General features: G+C 63.7%; 14 protein-coding genes. 10 read left to right on the top strand and 4 right to left on the bottom strand.

Features of this window, described 5'->3' with window-relative positions:
- Positions 1-392: 392 nt before the first annotated feature.
- From FQP90_RS20180 to xerD, 9 genes are all read left to right on the top strand, one after another.
- On the top strand, positions 393-2,372 hold the full coding sequence (locus FQP90_RS20180; protein ID WP_144652850.1) for a hypothetical protein: 1,980 nt from the start codon (positions 393-395) through the stop codon (positions 2,370-2,372).
- Positions 2,365-3,351 carry an HAD-IIA family hydrolase gene (locus tag FQP90_RS20175; protein ID WP_144652849.1) on the top strand — a complete coding sequence of 329 codons (987 nt, stop codon included), beginning with the start codon at positions 2,365-2,367 and terminating at the stop codon, positions 3,349-3,351. The genes FQP90_RS20180 and FQP90_RS20175 overlap by 8 nt, the downstream gene beginning before the upstream one ends.
- A gap of 9 nt (positions 3,352-3,360) precedes the next feature.
- Complete coding sequence (locus FQP90_RS20170; protein WP_144652848.1) at positions 3,361-3,618, top strand: hypothetical protein; 258 nt, start codon at positions 3,361-3,363, stop codon at positions 3,616-3,618.
- Positions 3,619-3,621: 3 nt separating this feature from the next.
- Positions 3,622-4,434, top strand: a complete 813-nt coding sequence (locus FQP90_RS20165) for a TlyA family RNA methyltransferase (protein WP_144652847.1) — start codon at positions 3,622-3,624, stop codon at positions 4,432-4,434.
- Between the two features lie 13 nt (positions 4,435-4,447).
- On the top strand, positions 4,448-5,479 hold the full coding sequence (locus FQP90_RS20160; protein ID WP_144652846.1) for an NAD kinase: 1,032 nt from the start codon (positions 4,448-4,450) through the stop codon (positions 5,477-5,479).
- Between the two features lie 3 nt (positions 5,480-5,482).
- Positions 5,483-7,222, top strand: coding sequence for a DNA repair protein RecN (recN, locus tag FQP90_RS20155; protein WP_144652845.1), 1,740 nt, complete (start codon positions 5,483-5,485; stop codon positions 7,220-7,222).
- A gap of 142 nt (positions 7,223-7,364) precedes the next feature.
- Positions 7,365-9,110, top strand: a complete 1,746-nt coding sequence (locus FQP90_RS20150) for a CTP synthase (protein ID WP_144652844.1) — start codon at positions 7,365-7,367, stop codon at positions 9,108-9,110.
- A 28-nt stretch (positions 9,111-9,138) separates the two neighbouring features.
- The gene (locus tag FQP90_RS20145; RefSeq protein WP_144652843.1) at positions 9,139-9,801 is read left to right on the top strand and encodes an NUDIX domain-containing protein; all 663 of its coding nucleotides are present in this window, start codon (positions 9,139-9,141) and stop codon (positions 9,799-9,801) included.
- A complete protein-coding gene (gene xerD, locus FQP90_RS20140; RefSeq protein WP_144652842.1) occupies positions 9,774-10,763 on the top strand; it encodes a site-specific tyrosine recombinase XerD in 990 nt (329 codons plus the stop codon). Before FQP90_RS20145 ends, xerD begins: the two co-directional genes overlap by 28 nt.
- Before the next feature lie 32 nt (positions 10,764-10,795).
- Here xerD and FQP90_RS20135 read toward each other — a convergent pair whose 3' ends face one another.
- A complete protein-coding gene (locus tag FQP90_RS20135; protein WP_144652841.1) occupies positions 10,796-11,566 on the bottom strand; it encodes a hypothetical protein in 771 nt (256 codons plus the stop codon).
- Positions 11,567-11,622: 56 nt separating this feature from the next.
- Here FQP90_RS20135 and FQP90_RS20130 point away from each other — a divergent pair, with 56 nt between their 5' ends.
- Positions 11,623-12,120, top strand: a complete 498-nt coding sequence (locus FQP90_RS20130; protein ID WP_144652840.1) for an 8-oxo-dGTP diphosphatase — start codon at positions 11,623-11,625, stop codon at positions 12,118-12,120.
- Between the two features lie 74 nt (positions 12,121-12,194).
- Here FQP90_RS20130 and FQP90_RS20125 read toward each other — a convergent pair whose 3' ends face one another.
- The 3 genes from FQP90_RS20125 to FQP90_RS20115 form a co-directional block, all read right to left on the bottom strand.
- Positions 12,195-13,334, bottom strand: a complete 1,140-nt coding sequence (locus tag FQP90_RS20125) for a bifunctional 2-methylcitrate synthase/citrate synthase (protein ID WP_144652839.1) — start codon at positions 13,332-13,334, stop codon at positions 12,195-12,197.
- A gap of 77 nt (positions 13,335-13,411) precedes the next feature.
- Complete coding sequence (gene prpB / locus FQP90_RS20120) at positions 13,412-14,317, bottom strand: methylisocitrate lyase (protein ID WP_144652838.1); 906 nt, start codon at positions 14,315-14,317, stop codon at positions 13,412-13,414.
- A complete protein-coding gene (locus FQP90_RS20115; RefSeq protein WP_144652837.1) occupies positions 14,318-15,838 on the bottom strand; it encodes an MmgE/PrpD family protein in 1,521 nt (506 codons plus the stop codon).

Here is a 15,838-nt window from a genome sequence, read left to right as displayed (position 1 = left end):
AGAGTAGGACACCGCCGGACAACCATTCGAAGAGCCCCGACCACAGGTCGGGGCTCTTCACCTTTAACACCCACACAACAAATAACACCCACACAACAAATAACACCCACACAACAAATAACACCCACACAACAAACACCGTTCCAGCGGGCGGGCATGAACAGCGAACGTCCCCCCGCGGCTGATTGTTCCGGCGTCACTGCCACGTTGTGAGACTTGCCACGGGTGGCGCAAAAACACCCTCCGCGTTCTGGGGTGTTGGCGGGGTCGAATAGAATTGAACAAGATATACGAGCCGGGAGCTACGCGCTGCCGGCGGCGTGACAACGAAATAAGGGTTATGAGCGACTACGCACGCGCCAGTGGTCGGCTCGCAACAGGAGGAATCCACCATGGCTGAGCACAACGGCGGCAATCGCGGCGGCAATCGCGGAAACTTCGGCGGGAACCGGGACGACCGGGGTTCGTACCGCCCCAACAACAATTCCGGCGGAGATCCCCGTGGGTTCCGTTCCAGGGAAAACCGGGACGGCAATGACCGTCCCGCACGCGACGGCGATCGTCGCCCCTTTGGCAGCGATCGTCCGGCTCGTGATGGTGAGCGTCGTCCGTTCAACAATGACCGTGGGGATCGTAAGCCGTTCGGTGACCGCGATCGTCCGGCTCGTGATGGTGAGCGTCGTCCGTTCAACAATGACCGTGGGGATCGTAAGCCGTTCGGTGACCGCGATCGTCCGGCTCGTGATGGTGAGCGTCGTCCGTTCAACAATGACCGTGGGGATCGTAAGCCGTTCGGTGACCGCGATCGTCCGGCTCGTGATGGTGAGCGTCGTCCGTTCAACAATGACCGTGGGGATCGTAAGCCGTTCGGTGACCGCGATCGTCCGGCTCGTGATGGTGAGCGTCGTCCGTTCAACAATGACCGTGGGGATCGTAAGCCGTTCGGTGACCGCGATCGTCCGGCTCGTGATGGTGAACGCCGTTCGTTCGGTGACCGTCCTGAGCGCGGCCCGCGGAACTTTGACGGTCCCCGTCGAGACAGCGATGACCGCCGCCCGTTCAACAATGACCGCGTCAACAACGACCGCGGCGGCCGGAAGCCCTTCGGCGATCGTCCGGCTCGTGATGGTGAACGCCGTTCGTTCGGTGACCGTCCTGAGCGCGGCCCGCGGAACTTTGACGGTCCCCGTCGAGACAGCGATGACCGCCGCCCGTTCAATAACGACCGCGTCAATAACGACCGCGGTGATCGGAAGTCATTCGGTGACCGCCCGGACCGTGGCGGCGAACGCCGCTCGTTCGGAGACCGCCAGGACCGCCCGGCACGCGATGGTGAACGCCGATCCTTTGGCGGCGACCGTGGCAATTCCTGGGAAGAGCGCCCGGCCCGCGTGCCGAACGCCAAGGATATCCGCAGCGCCAACCGCCCTGACCGTGAACGTTCGCCCGAGATCGATGAAGACGTCACAGGCAAGGAACTCGACCGCGCCACGGGTCACCAGATCAAGACCCTCGAAGAGCAGAGCGCAGGCTGGGTCGCGAAGCACCTGGTCATGGCAGGCCGCTTGATTGACATCGAGCCTGAGTTGGCGTTCCAGCACGCCCTCGCTGCCAGCCGACGCGGTGGCCGTCTCTCGGCCGTCCGTGAAGCTGTGGGTCTGACCGCCTACGCTGCCGGTCACTATGGAGAAGCCCTGCGCGAATTCCGTACGTACCGCCGCATCAGTGGGTCCAATGTGCATCTGCCGGTGATGGCTGACTGCGAGCGTGGCCTTGGCCGTCCGGACCGCGCACTTGACATGGTCCGCTCTCCGGAAGCCCAGGATCTTGATGCTCCGGGCAAGGTGGAGTTGGCGATTGTGGCGTCGGGGGCGCGCGCTGACTTGAAGCAACTGGATGCTGCTGTCAGCGAGCTGGAGATCCCGCAGTTGGACATCAACCGGGCCTTCTCGTATAGCCCGCGCCTGTTCCGTGCGTACGCTGAGGCACTGAGCGCTGTGGGCCGCAATGAGGAAGCTGACAAGTGGGCCCGGCAGGCGCTCGTAGCCGAGAACGCTTTGGGTGTCGGCGACTTTGCGGAGCCGGAGATCCTTGACCTCGGCTGGGATGAGCAGGACGAGGAAGCCGCACGCAAGCCGCGCTTCCAGAAGCCTGCCCCGGAGGCCGACGTCGTGAAGGCCGAAACTGAAACGGTCATCGTGGAAGCCGCAGCGGCTGACGTTGATCACGATGATGTTGAACTGGATGACGCTGAGTCGGACTACTTCGAGTCGGATGACGCTGAGTCGGACATCGACTCCGTTGAGGACGAGGATGAGCACAAGGAAGCAGCAGAGGCTGACAACGAGGGTACCGAATCCCAGCATGGCTGATTCACTGATCTCATCATTTGATGCTGTCCTGTCCGATCTTGATGGAGTGGTCTACGCAGGACCGCACGCCATCCCTGGGGCTGTGGAGTCGTTGCGGCGTCTCGAAACCGTGGGCGTTGGCCTGGGTTACGTCACCAACAACGCATCCAGGACTCCAGCGCAGGTCGCGGCGCACCTGCGTGAGCTTGGTGCGCCGGCCGAGGACCATCAAGTGGTCAGTTCCTCCCAGGCAGCAGGGGAGCTTCTGGCTTCCATGCTGCCTGCGGGGGCGCATGTCCTCATCACTGGCAGCGCAGCATTGGCCCATGAGATCGAATTGGTGGGCCTCAAGCCGGTTCATAGCGCCGAAGAGTCTCCTGTAGCGGTGGTCCAGGGGTTCAACCCGGAGATCGGTTGGAAGGACCTCGCGGAGGCGTCGTACGTGGTGGCCGGCGGAGCCATGTGGTTCGCAACCAACACGGACATGTCCATCCCGCAGGCCCGAGGCATGGCGCCCGGCAACGGAACACTCGTTGCTGCCGTTGCCGCAGCCACAGGTAAAACACCCCTGGTGGCAGGCAAGCCTGAAGCGCCGTTGTTCCATGCGGCCGCCAAACGGCTAAAAGCCGATCGCCCACTGGTGGTTGGCGACCGCTTGGACACAGACATCCTGGGTGGCAATCGCGCAGGATTTGCGACGGCGGCAGTCCTCACCGGTGTTGACACCACCCACACCATCTTGGCTGCGCGGACCGACGAGCGCCCCGACTACCTGCTGGCGGACCTCGAGGGCCTTTATGCTCCCTATCCCGAGGTCATGGGCGACGCCGGTTCCTACCGATGCGGGGCAGCCTCAGCTGTGGCTGAAAACGGCACGGTGACGGTGACTGGTGACGCACACGACCTCGATGCGTGGCGCGCCGCGTGTGCAGCCTGGTGGGCTGCCGTCCCGGACACGTCGGTAGCGCAGGCGCCGAAGCTGGAATGGCGAACTCACTAGACTGGTGCGATGACCGAGCCCAACACTTCTCCGCTGCCCGAGACTCCCGGGCCCGACCTCGACGTTCAGTGGCCTGACGACGCCACACCCACCGGTGACGCACTTGTTGACAGGGCGCTCGGCTTGCTGGAAGGCGTCCCGGACTCCCCGGTAGCCGAGCATGGTGAACTGTACGCCGGGATTCATGACTCCCTGTTGGAGGCTTTGGATGCGGAGCCGGGGCTCCCGGCCGCGCCGAGGCCCAACAGCCCGGAAGGCGATAGCTAGCGGATGGCACGACTCGATCAGGAACTCGTCACCCGCGGGTTGGCGAGGTCCCGTACCCACGCGGCCAAACTCATCAGTGATGGCAAGGTCAGTTCCGAGGGCCACGTCCTCGGCAAGGCTGCCCACCAGGTGGACCCCGATACGGAGCTCACGGTCCAAGCCCACTTGGAGGACATCTACGTCAGCCGTGCCGGACATAAACTCGCCGGTGCGCTGGAAGCCTTTCCCGCCGTCGTGGTCGCCGGAAGGCGGTGTCTCGACGCCGGTGCCTCCACCGGCGGTTTCACTGACGTGCTGCTTCGGCAAGGTGCGGCGCACGTGGTGGCAGTCGACGTCGGGCATGGACAGTTGGTGCCGCACCTTCGGGACGATTCACGCGTGGACGTCCATGAAGGTCTCAACGTCCGGTACATGAGCCCGGAACAGATCGGCGGCACGGCTGCATTGACCGTCGCGGACCTGTCTTTTATTTCACTGACGCTGGTAGTGGGGCCCTTGGCGTACTGCACCGAGCCTGGTGGTGACCTTGTCCTCATGGTCAAACCCCAGTTCGAAGTGGGCAAGGAGCGGCTGAGCCGGACGGGCGTGGTGTCGTCGGAGAATGAACGACGCCGTGCGGTTGCCCAGGTGGCCCGCGCAGCAGTGGATGCGGGGCTGGATCTACAGGACGTGGCGGCCAGCCCGCTCCCGGGTCAAGACGGAAATGTTGAATACTTCCTGTGGATGAAGCGCAGGATGTCCGCGGAGTTGCCTAAGATCGAAGAGCGGGACGAGCACGTTGCTGCGTTGATCAAGAAACTCTGGCCAAACCACTAGAAAGCAGAACCCGATGAGCAGGCGTGTACTGGTCCTTGCCCACACAGGGCGGGAGGAATCGCTACGCGCAGCATGGGATGCCTGTACGCAACTGCACTCTTCAGGCCTGGTTCCCGTGCTGCAGAAATCAGAACTTGCCGATATCGAGCGGTTCTTCGGTGCCTTGGATACGCCGATCGAGATTCTCAACGACCACGTCAGCCTGGAGGACGTGGAGTTGGTCATGGTCCTGGGCGGCGACGGAACCATCCTGCGCGCGGCCGAACTGGTCCGTGAAGTGGATGTCCCGCTGCTGGGTGTGAACCTGGGACATGTGGGTTTCCTGGCCGAAAGCGAACGGGCTGACCTCGCCCAGACGGTGGAGTGGATCGCGAGCCGCCAGTACACGGTGGAAGAACGCATGACTATCGATGTCCAGGTGTGGATCAAAGGTCAAAAGATCTGGCATACGTGGGCTTTGAATGAGGCAGCCATTGAGAAGGCCAACCGGGAGCGGATGCTGGAGGTCGTCACCGAAGTGGATGAACGTCCACTGACGTCCTTTGGCTGCGATGGCGTGGTGATGGCTACCCCCACCGGTTCCACAGCCTACGCTTTTTCATCGGGCGGACCCGTGGTGTGGCCCGAGGTAGAGGCCCTGGTCATTGTTCCCATCAGTGCGCATGCCCTCTTTGCCAAACCGCTGGTGGTATCGCCGCGCTCCAAGCTGGCCGTCGAGATCATGAACCGGACGGACGCCCTGGGGGTGCTGTGGTGCGATGGGCGGCGGTCGGTGGACCTCCCGCCCGGTGCCCGTGTTGAAGTGACACGCTCGGCAACTCCGGTGCGGCTCGCCCGGACCCACAAAACGCCGTTCTCGGCCCGACTCGTCCGCAAATTCGAGCTCCCCATCCACGGCTGGCGTGGCCCGGCCCCCCGGAGCGGCGAAGTCCACACTGGTCCCATCCCCGTGATCCGGACCCTGTCGCCGGCTCCCTTGCCCAGTCCGCGGGATGTTGAAAGTCCCCGGGACGGTGAACCTTCCGACCCCACGAATGCGAAGTGAACCATGCTTGAAGAACTCCGAATCCGTGACCTCGGCGTCATCACTGACGCCGCCCTGCCGCTGGGCCCCGGGCTCAGCGTCGTCACGGGCGAAACCGGCGCGGGCAAAACCATGGTGGTGACCGCCGTCGGGCTTCTCCTTGGTGCCCGCTCGGACGCGGGAGCTGTCCGGAGCGGCGCCAAGTCCGCCTCTGCGGAGGCCGTGCTGAAGCTCGATCCCGCGCACAGTGCCGTTGAACGCGCCAAGGAGGCCGGCGGTGAGGCCGAGGAGTTCGACGGCGTCGCAGAGCTCCTGTTGGCCCGCACCGTGGGTGCCGATGGGCGCAGCCGTGCTTACGTTGGCGGACGTGCGGCACCTGTGGGCGTGCTGGCGGAGTTGGGCGAAAGCCTGGTGGTGGTCCATGGGCAGTCGGACCAGATCCGCCTCAAGAGTGCTACGGCGCAGCGGCATGCCTTGGACAGGTTCGCTGGCGCCCCCCTCGCCAAAAGCCTGGGGGAGTACCAGGAGCTCTTCAACCATTGGAAGGCCATCCAGGCCGAGCTCGAAACCTTGCGGAGTGAAGCTCGCGAACGTCTCCGTGAAGCTGAGTCGTTGGACGCTGCCCTCAAGGAAATCGACGATGTCGACCCCCAGCCGGGCGAGGACGAAACCCTCAAGGCCGAGGCCGTGAAGCTGGCGAATGTCGAAGAGCTGAGGCTGGCAGCGGCTGCGGCCCATGAATCTCTCATCGCGGAGGAATTCGGGGACGCCGGGGACGCAACCTCCATGGTGGATGCGGCAAAACGGACACTCGAGCATGTGGCCGAGCATGACGAGGAGTTGCGTTCTGCCGCTACCCGGCTTGCTGAAGTCGGGTTCCTCCTCAATGACATCGCGGCCGAGCTGTCCAGCTACCAGGCCGCGTTGGACACGGAAGGGCCGGAACGGCTCTCCGAGATCGAGGACCGCCGAGCCGCTTTGGCCAAGCTGATCCGCAAGTACGCCCCCAGCATCGATGAAGTGCTGGAGTGGGCAGCGGCCGCGAGGACTCGCTTGGACGAGCTGCAGGACGACTCAAGCCGTATCGAGTCCCTGGACGCCGAGGTGGCTTCTGCCGAGGGCACCTTGAGGAAGCAGGCGGCAACAATCAGCAAAGCCCGCCAGAAGGCTGCCAAGGACCTGTCATCAAGGGTCAGCGCGGAGCTGAAGGCCCTGGCCATGGCGGACGCCACGTTGGTCATCGAGGTGGACGGCAGCGGATCGTTGGGCCCGTGGGGCACCGACGAGATCGCCTTCCTCCTGCGGCCGCATTCGGGCGCTCCCGCCAGGCCACTGGGCAAAGGGGCGTCAGGCGGTGAACTCTCCAGGGTGATGTTGGCTATAGAGGTAGTTCTGGCAGCTGTGGATCCCGTCCCGACTTTCGTCTTTGACGAAGTGGACGCGGGCGTTGGCGGCCGGGCCGCCGTCGAAATCGGACGCCGCTTGGCCATGTTGGCCCGCCACGTCCAGGTGCTGGTGGTGACCCACCTGCCCCAGGTGGCTGCTTTCGCCGACCAGCACATCCGCGTGACCAAGACATCCGTGCGGGGCTCCGACGGAAAGACGACCACAGGATTCACCTCCAGCGACGTGCAGTTGCTCAGCGACGACGAACGTGTCAAGGAACTTGCCCGCATGTTGGCCGGGCAAGAGGATTCCGAGTCTGCGCAGGCCCACGCCCAGGAACTGCTGGACGACGCGAAGCTCCTGCCCCAGCGCGCCTAGCCGGCTCAGGCAGGAGGGTTTGACCGACGTGCCCACAATCACATCGCAGCACTTGGTCCGGCCCGGCTCTTGATTGGAACGCGGTCCTGGGCAACTATTGACCATTTGGGGAATCGAACCGGACGCTTGGAAGGCGTAATTGATGATAAGCTCGAATTCCGTGGTGCAGCGATCAAATTCCCGTGTAAATTCCCGGTTCCCGGGCTCGTCCAAGACGACCAAACACATCTTCGTCACCGGTGGTGTGGCGTCCTCGCTCGGTAAGGGTCTGACGGCTTCCAGCCTCGGCCACCTGCTGCGGGCACGCGGTTTGTCTGTAACTATGCAGAAGCTCGATCCCTACTTGAACGTGGATCCGGGCACGATGAACCCCTTCCAGCACGGCGAAGTATTCGTGACGGATGACGGCGCCGAAACCGACCTCGACATCGGACACTACGAGCGCTTCCTCGATGAAAACCTCGAAGGTTCGGCCAACGTGACAACCGGCCAGATCTACTCCACCGTGATTGCCAAGGAACGCCGCGGCGAATACCTCGGAGACACCGTTCAGGTCATCCCGCACATCACGGATGAAATCAAGCGCCGTATGCGACTGCCTGCCGAAGGCAAGAACGCTCCGGACGTCATCATCACCGAAATCGGTGGCACGGTGGGCGATATCGAGTCGCAGCCCTTCCTCGAGTCGGCCCGCCAGGTCCGCCAGGATGTTGGCCGCAACAACGTCTTCTTCCTCCATGTTTCCCTGGTGCCGTACATCGGTCCTTCCCAGGAACTGAAGACCAAGCCGACGCAGCACTCCGTGGCAGCCCTTCGCTCCATCGGCATCCAGCCTGAAGCCATCGTGATCCGCTCGGACCGCGAAGTGCCCGATGCCATGCGCGAGAAGATCGGCCGCATGTGCGACGTCGACATCGACGCCGTGGTCAACGCCGCGGATGCCCCCAGCATCTACGACATCCCCAAGACGCTGCACTCACAGGGCCTGGACTCCTACATCGTCCGGGCACTGGATCTGCCGTTCAAGGACGTTGACTGGAGCAAGTGGGACAAGCTGCTCGAAGCCGTCCACAACCCCAAGCACGAGGTCGAAATCGCCCTGGTGGGCAAGTACATCGACCTTCCGGATGCGTACCTCTCGGTCACCGAAGCGCTCCGTGCCGGCGGGTTCGCCAACGAAGCCAAGGTTAAGATCCGTTGGGTCCCTTCGGACGAGTGTGAAACCCTCGCAGGTGCCACCAAGTCCCTGGCCGGCGTGGACGCCATCTGCGTTCCGGGTGGATTCGGTATCCGCGGACTCGAAGGCAAGCTTGGCGCGTTGAAGTTCGCCCGTGAATCCAAGCTCCCCGTCCTGGGTCTCTGCCTTGGCCTGCAGTGCATGGTCATCGAGTACGCCCGCAACGTCGTTGGCCTGGAAGGCGCGTCCTCGAGCGAGTTCGAGCCGGATTCCAAGTACCCGGTCATCGCCACCATGGAAGAGCAGTTGGACATCGTGGAAGGCAAGGGAGACCTCGGCGGCACCATGCGCCTGGGCCTCTACGAAGCCAAGCTGGACGAGGGCTCGGTCATCGCCGAGACCTACGGCACCACCACTGTCAGCGAACGCCACCGTCACCGCTACGAGGTCAACAACAAGTACCGCGACCAGATCGCGGCCGAGGGCCTGGTGTTCTCGGGTACCTCTCCTGACGGCAAGCTCGTGGAGTATGTTGAGCTTCCCCGTGAAGTGCACCCGTTCTACGTTGCAACGCAGGCGCACCCGGAGCTCAGCTCCCGGCCTACGCGCCCTCACCCGCTGTTCGCTGGCCTGGTCAAGGCTGCACTGGAGCGTCGTGAAGGCGGCCCTGTTGCCACCAAGACCGGTGCCCGCGCGGTAGCTGCCAAGTAAACGCAAGAAAAAAGCAAAGGACGGCGCGATGCCCGGTATCTCTGAAACCCCCCGCACATCAAGGCAGGTTTCGGACATGCCGAGCCCGCGCCGTCTTTTGTCTACCAGCAAGGTTTACGAAGGCCGCATTTGGGATGTGGTCAGCGACTCGTTCCAGCTGAGCGAGGACACTGACGCCCTGGTCCGTGACTACATCGACCACCCTGGCGCAGTAGCCGTGCTCCCCATGAACGTGGACGGTGAGGTCCTGCTGCTGAAGCAGTACCGCCACCCCGTGGGCATGGATCTTTGGGAGATTCCGGCTGGCCTGCTGGATGTCGAAGGTGAAGATTTTGTGGTGGGCGCAGCACGGGAGCTCGCTGAGGAAGCCGACCTCGTTGCAGCTACCTGGAATGTACTGGTGGACTTTTTCAACTCTCCGGGCTCCTCCAGCGAAGCGGTTCGGATCTACCTGGCCCGTGGCATCACCGATGTCCCGGAGGCCGAGCGACACGTTCGCACCGACGAAGAGGCGGAGATCGAGCTCCAATGGGTTCCGTTGGACGAGGCCGTGCGTGCCGTCCTCGAAGGTAGGCTGCACAACCCCTCGGCAGTCCTCGGAATCCTCGCGGCCGCCGCTGCCAAGGCTGACGGATTCAGCAGTCTGCGTCCTGCCAACGCACCATGGCCGGCTCACCCGAGCCAGCGCTGAGCATGGCCGAGGCCGCCACGCGAACCGTCAACGGCGTTGACCGCGCAGTGACTGACTATCTTCAGCACGTCGGCGTGGAACGCGGTTTGGCCGCGAACACCTTGGCCGCTTATCGCCGTGACCTCGCAAGGTACTCAAATTTCCTCGCGGCCCAGGGGGTGGAACGGCCTGGCGACATTACCCGCCACCATGTCACCGCTTTTGTTCAAGCGTTGTCCGACGGTTCGGATGGGGCTGCCGTCCTTGGTGTCCGCTCAGCCGCACGCACGGTGGTAGCTGTCCGTGGACTACATAAGTTTTGGGCCCTGGAAGGAACAACGACGGTGGACCCCGCCAGCGATGTCCACCCGCCCATGCCGGGCAAGCGGCTTCCGAAAGCCATCAGCGTCGGTGAGGTTACGCGCATCCTGGAAGCTGCCGGCTCGGATAGTGCCACAGGACTTCGGGACCGCGCCCTCCTGGAATTTCTGTACTCCACCGGGGCCCGCATCAGTGAAGCCGTGGGACTGGACGTGGACGACGTTTCCCTCGAGGACACCGGCGGCGATCCTGCCATCGTGAGGTTGTTCGGCAAAGGTTCCAAGGAACGGCTGGTGCCGCTGGGCTCCTACGGTGCACGCGCCGTCGGGGCTTATGTTGTCCGTGGCAGGCCCTTGCTGGCGTCCAAAGGCAAAGGCACTCCGGCTCTGTTCCTGAACGCCCGGGGCGGGCGGATCAGCAGGCAGAGCGCATGGACCATCCTCAAAACGGCTGCCGAGAAGGCCAATATCACCAAGGACGTCTCGCCGCACACCCTGCGCCACTCTTTCGCCACGCATCTCCTGGAGGGCGGGGCGGATGTCAGGGTGGTGCAGGAACTGTTGGGCCATGCGTCCGTGACCACCACGCAGGTTTATACACTGGTCACCGCGGACACGTTGCGCGAAATCTACGCAGCGGCACACCCGAGGGCGCTCGGCTAGTTGCTATCGTCCCGCCTAAAACGTCCGGCCAATTAGTCCAGTACGTTCAGCGTCAGTTCCACGGCGTCCACAAACAGCGCCAGCAGCGACGTTCCCAAACCTGCTACCAGCAGGAGACCGGGGTGCGCGAGCCCTACCACTACACGCTTGAGCCGGGGCCGTCCGCGGAGGAACTTCTTAGGCACACGGGTCTTTACCGGTATCTGCCGCCAGCCGCGCAGCCTCCGCAGGAACCAAGCACAGCGCACGATGAAGGCCATCCACAGGATTGAGAGCACCAGCGGAACCGCCGCCAGCATGAGGTTGAAGCCGAGAGCAGTAACTTCCTTCTCGGAATCGCCAATCACGGACTGGACTGTCGTGGAGATCGAGGCACTCATCACGACGGAGGCCGCCCACACCATGAACGCTGCTACAAGCGCCAGGAACCGCACAAAAAAGTGGCCCAGCACGGTGGCGTCCACGGCCCTCAGGTGACTGCGGGGAGTGGCATGCAGCACCACCAGGGTGGAGACCAAGGTGGGGAGGGCGGCCACAAGGACCAGGAGGTACCACGTCCATCCGGCCAGGTCCACCACTTCGTCCAGGATGATGAGCCCTGCCCACACTACTGTCCACGCCCAACCGACGTAGAGGGGGTGCGCCACCAGCCAACGGGGCAGCCAGGAGTCCCGTTCAGGCTTGGCTGCACGGACAGGACCCGTGGCGGTCTCATCCTTGGCGTTCCCTGCCTTTGGCGGCACCTCAGCAACCTCATCGACGGCGGCCACGTTGGCACGCACGTCACCCCCACCTTCGCTCATGGGCTCACTGTAGCAATGGCGGCAACGGCTGGGGAGATCAGGTTAAGGTAGGCAGCATGACTGCAGCCCATGTGACTCTGTGCTTCCTGCTCCGCAACGGCGCGGATGGGGAGTACGTACTTCTCGGCACCAAGAAGACCGGCTTTGGCCGGGGCAAGGTGGTGGGCGTCGGCGGGCACGTTGAACTGGGGGAGACCGCATCCGAGGCGGCATGCCGGGAGGTCATGGAGGAAATCAACGTTGTAGTCCATGCGAACGATCTGGTTCCGGCAGGAACTGTGGATTTCGTGTTTCCGGCCAGGCCTGACTGGAACATGGCCACCACGGTGTTCCTCACCAGAGCCTGGGAGGGCGAGCCGTCGGAAAGCGAGGAGATCGCCCCGGCCTGGTTCCCCGTGGAGCGCTTGCCGGTGGAGCGCATGTGGGCCGATGCCGAACACTGGCTGCCGGCCATGATTTCCGGTCAACGCATCGCAGTACGCGTCGACTTGGCGGCAGACAATGAGAATGTCGCCAACGTCCACACGGTGGCGTGGACGATCCCCGAGGAGTAGAAGGAACAACGGCGGGCCGGTCGCCTCTTCGGTGACCGGCCCGCCGTCGTTCTTCCTTCTGTAAGCCAGAAGCGTTAGGGCACGTGGCGCTCTTCCGGTCCGTTGTATTCGCTCAGGGGACGGATCAGGGAGTTGGACGCCACCTGCTCCATGATGTGGGCGGTCCAGCCGGTGATGCGGCTGGCGACGAACAGTGGCGTGAACGTCTGGGTGTCGAAGCCCATGAGGTGGTAGGTGGGCCCGGCGGGGTAGTCGAGGTTGGGCTTGATGGCCTTGGCCTCATCCATGGCCTGCTCGAGTCCGTTGTACAGTCCCAGGAGTTCGGGTCGTCCGTAGTGGGCGATCATTTTGTCCAGGGCAGCCTTCATGGTGGGCACGCGGGAGTCGCCGTGCTTGTAGACACGGTGCCCGAAGCCCATGACCTTCTTCTTCTGGGCCAGGGCATCTTCCATCCATGCACGGGCACGGGTGGCGGCTTCCTCAAGGGATTCTTCGCTGCGGATGCCGATCTCGTCAAAGGTGTGCATCACGGCTTCGTTGGCTCCGCCGTGCAGCGGGCCCTTAAGGGCACCGATGGCTGCTGTGACAGCTGAGTGCAGGTCTGAGAGTGTGGAGGTGACCACGCGGGCGGTGAACGTGGAGGCGTTGAAGGAGTGCTCTGCGTACAGGATCATGGAGACGTTGAACGCCTCCACTACTTCGTCCACCGGGTCCTCGCCGAATGTCATCCACAGGAAGTTCGCCGAGTAGTCCAGGTCCTCGCGGGGTTCCACTGCGTCCTGGCCCCGGCGGCGACGCTGGTCGTAGGCCACGACGGCGGGCATGGCGGCCCAGAGGTCGATTGCCTTCTTCATATTGGCTTCGGGCGAGGAGTCCTCAGCCAGCTCGTGCCGGGCGCCGAGCACCGACGTCGCCGTGCGGCAAACATCCATGGGGTGGGCAGTGGTAGGCAACGTATCCACCACAGACTTGACCACCGGGTCCAGGGCACGGCCCGCGCGCTCACGGGCCGTAAACTCGGCGAGCTGCGTTTCGTTGGGCAGTTCGCCATTCCACAGCAGGTATGCCACCTCTTCGAAGCTGCATTTGGCGGCCAGTTCCTGGACCGGATACCCGCGATACAGCAGCGAGTTGGTGTCCGGGTTGACCTTCGAGACGGCGGTGTAGTCCACCACGACGCCGGCTAGGCCCTTTTTGATGTCAACAGCTGCCATGCTGCTCTCCTTCGTTCATTGTGCAGGCGCGCCGGGTGTTTCCGGAGTGCCCGCGTTCCCCTTGATGAATCCGGAACCTAGCGGACGCCAGGAACCTGGAAGTTGAAAACGCCGGTATCGAATTGGTTGTATGCCTCGTAGTCGACGAGTTCGTAGAGGCGCGCACGCGTGAGCATGTTTTCCACTTGCGCTTCTTGGGTCCCCGCAGCCCTAATCGATTCCAGAGTACGCTCTGCAGCGCCCATGGCAATGCGGAGCAGCGTGACGGGGTAGATGACCATGTTTACGCCGACGTTTTGGAGCTGGTCGACGGTGAACAGCTCGCTTTTGCCGAACTCGGTCATGTTGGCCAGGATCGGTACATCCACCGCGTCGCGGATGGCTTGGAACTCGTCCAGGGTTGCCATTGCTTCGGGGAAGATTGCGTCAGCGCCGGCGTCTACCAGGGCCTTCGCACGGTCCTGGGCAGCTTGGATTCCTTCCACGGCCCGGATGTCGGTGCGGGCCATGATGAGGAAGTTCGGGTCCCGGCGTGCGTCTGCCGCGGCGCGGATGCGTTTGGTGGCGGTGTCGATGTCCACCACGTTCTTGCCGTCCAGGTGGCCGCAGCGTTTCGGGTTGAACTGGTCCTCGATGTGGCAGCCGGCCAGGCCTGCGTTTTCGAGTTCCTGGATGGTTCGGGCCACGTTCATGGGCTCACCGAAGCCGGTGTCCGCGTCCACCAGGGAGGGCAGGTCCGTCATGCGGGCGATCTGCCCGGCACGGGTTGCCACCTCGGTGAGGGTGGTCAGGCCGATGTCGGGCAGGCCGAGGTCGTTGGCCAGGACTGCGCCGGAGATGTAGACCCCGGCGAAGCCCTTTTCCTCGATCAGCCGTGCCGAGAGCGGGTTGAACGCACCCGGGAACTGCTGCACGGTCCCTGAGGCGAGGAGCTCCCGCAGCCTCACTCGCTTCTGTTCGGGGGTGACTTTGGAATACAGCATTTAGAACAGTCCCTTGGGTGCGTTGTTGAGGTCGATCACGCCGGGTGCTGCGGTGATGTTCAGTTGGTCCAGTTCGCCTTCGCCCAGTTCGGTGACGCGTTCGACGGCGGCGAGGAACCTTTCGATTTCGGCTTCCTCCACGAGTCCTGCAGCGAGGGTGCGGAACTTGTTGACGTATTGCTCGCGGGCGAACGGCCGGGCACCGAGCGGGTGGGCGTCGGCCACGGCGATTTCGTCGGTGATGACCGTTCCATCAGTGAGCGTGATTTCAACAGTGCCGCCGAAGGCCTTCTCTGCGATGTCCAGCGAGTGGTACCGACGGGTCCATTCAGGGTCTTCCACGGTGGTGACCTTGTGCCAGAGTTCCACGGTGTCCTGACGCGCTGCACGCTCGGGGGCGTAGGAGTCCACATGGTGCCAGGCGCCGTCCTGCAGGGCGACGGTGAAGATGTACGGGATGGAGTGGTCCAGGGTTTCGCGGGAGGCGGTGGGGGAGTACTTCTGGGGATCGTTCGCGCCGGAGCCGATCACGTAATGCGTGTGGTGGCTCGTTTTGATCAGCACGGATTTCACGTTGGCCGGGTCCGTGGCCTCGGGGTGCTCGCGGTTGAGCTTGCGGGCGAGGTCGATCCAGGCCTGGGCCTGGTATTCGGCGGAGTGTTCCTTGGTGTAGGTGTCCAGGATGGCGCGCTTGGCTTCACCGGGCAGTGGCAGCGGGACCTCGTAGGAGGCGTCCGGGCCGTCCAGCATCCAGGCGATCACACCGTCTTCGCCTTCGTAGATCGGCACGGGGGAAGTCTGGCCACGCATGGAGCGGTCCACGGCTTCGACGGCCATCTTGCCCGCGAAGGCCGGGGCGTGGGCCTTCCACGTAGAGATTTCGCCCTTGCGGGACTGCCGTGTGGCGGTGGTGGTGTGGAGGGCCTGGCCCACGGACTGGAAGATGGTCTCGACGTCCAATCCCAACAACGTGCCGATGCCTGCCGCGGCGGAGGGGCCAAGGTGGGCCACGTGGTCGATCTTGTGTTTGTGCAGGCAGATGGCCTTGACCAGGTTCACCTGGATCTCGTACCCGGTAGCAATGGCACGGACCAGATCGGTGCCGTTGGAGCCCACGTGCTGGGCGACTGCAAGGATCGGCGGGATGTTATCGCCGGGGTGGGAGTAGTCCGCGGCTAGGAACGTGTCGTGGTAGTCCAGTTCACGGACGGCCACGCCGTTGGCCCAGGCGGCCCACTCGGGGGAAACCTGCTCTTCGATGCCGAACACGCGGGCGCCCTTGCCGTTGGCGGACGGTGCGTGGGTCAGTGCCTGGGCGCGGGCTGCGACGATCGGTGCCCGGTTCAGCGAGGCGATGGCCACGGAGGCGTTGTCGATGATCCGGTTGATCACCATGTCAGTGACTTCGGGCGATACTTCGACGGGGTCGGCGGCGACCACTGCGATCTTGTGCGCCAGCTGTTCCTCGCGCGGGAGGTTCTCTTCGCTCTTGTAGACGCGGACGTGGTTGTTCTTGACCAT

This window comes from Paenarthrobacter nitroguajacolicus (assembly GCF_007786235.1).
Classification (GTDB): Bacteria; Actinomycetota; Actinomycetes; order Actinomycetales; family Micrococcaceae; genus Arthrobacter; species Arthrobacter nitroguajacolicus_A.
This window is presented reverse-complemented; position numbering and strand designations above follow the sequence as displayed.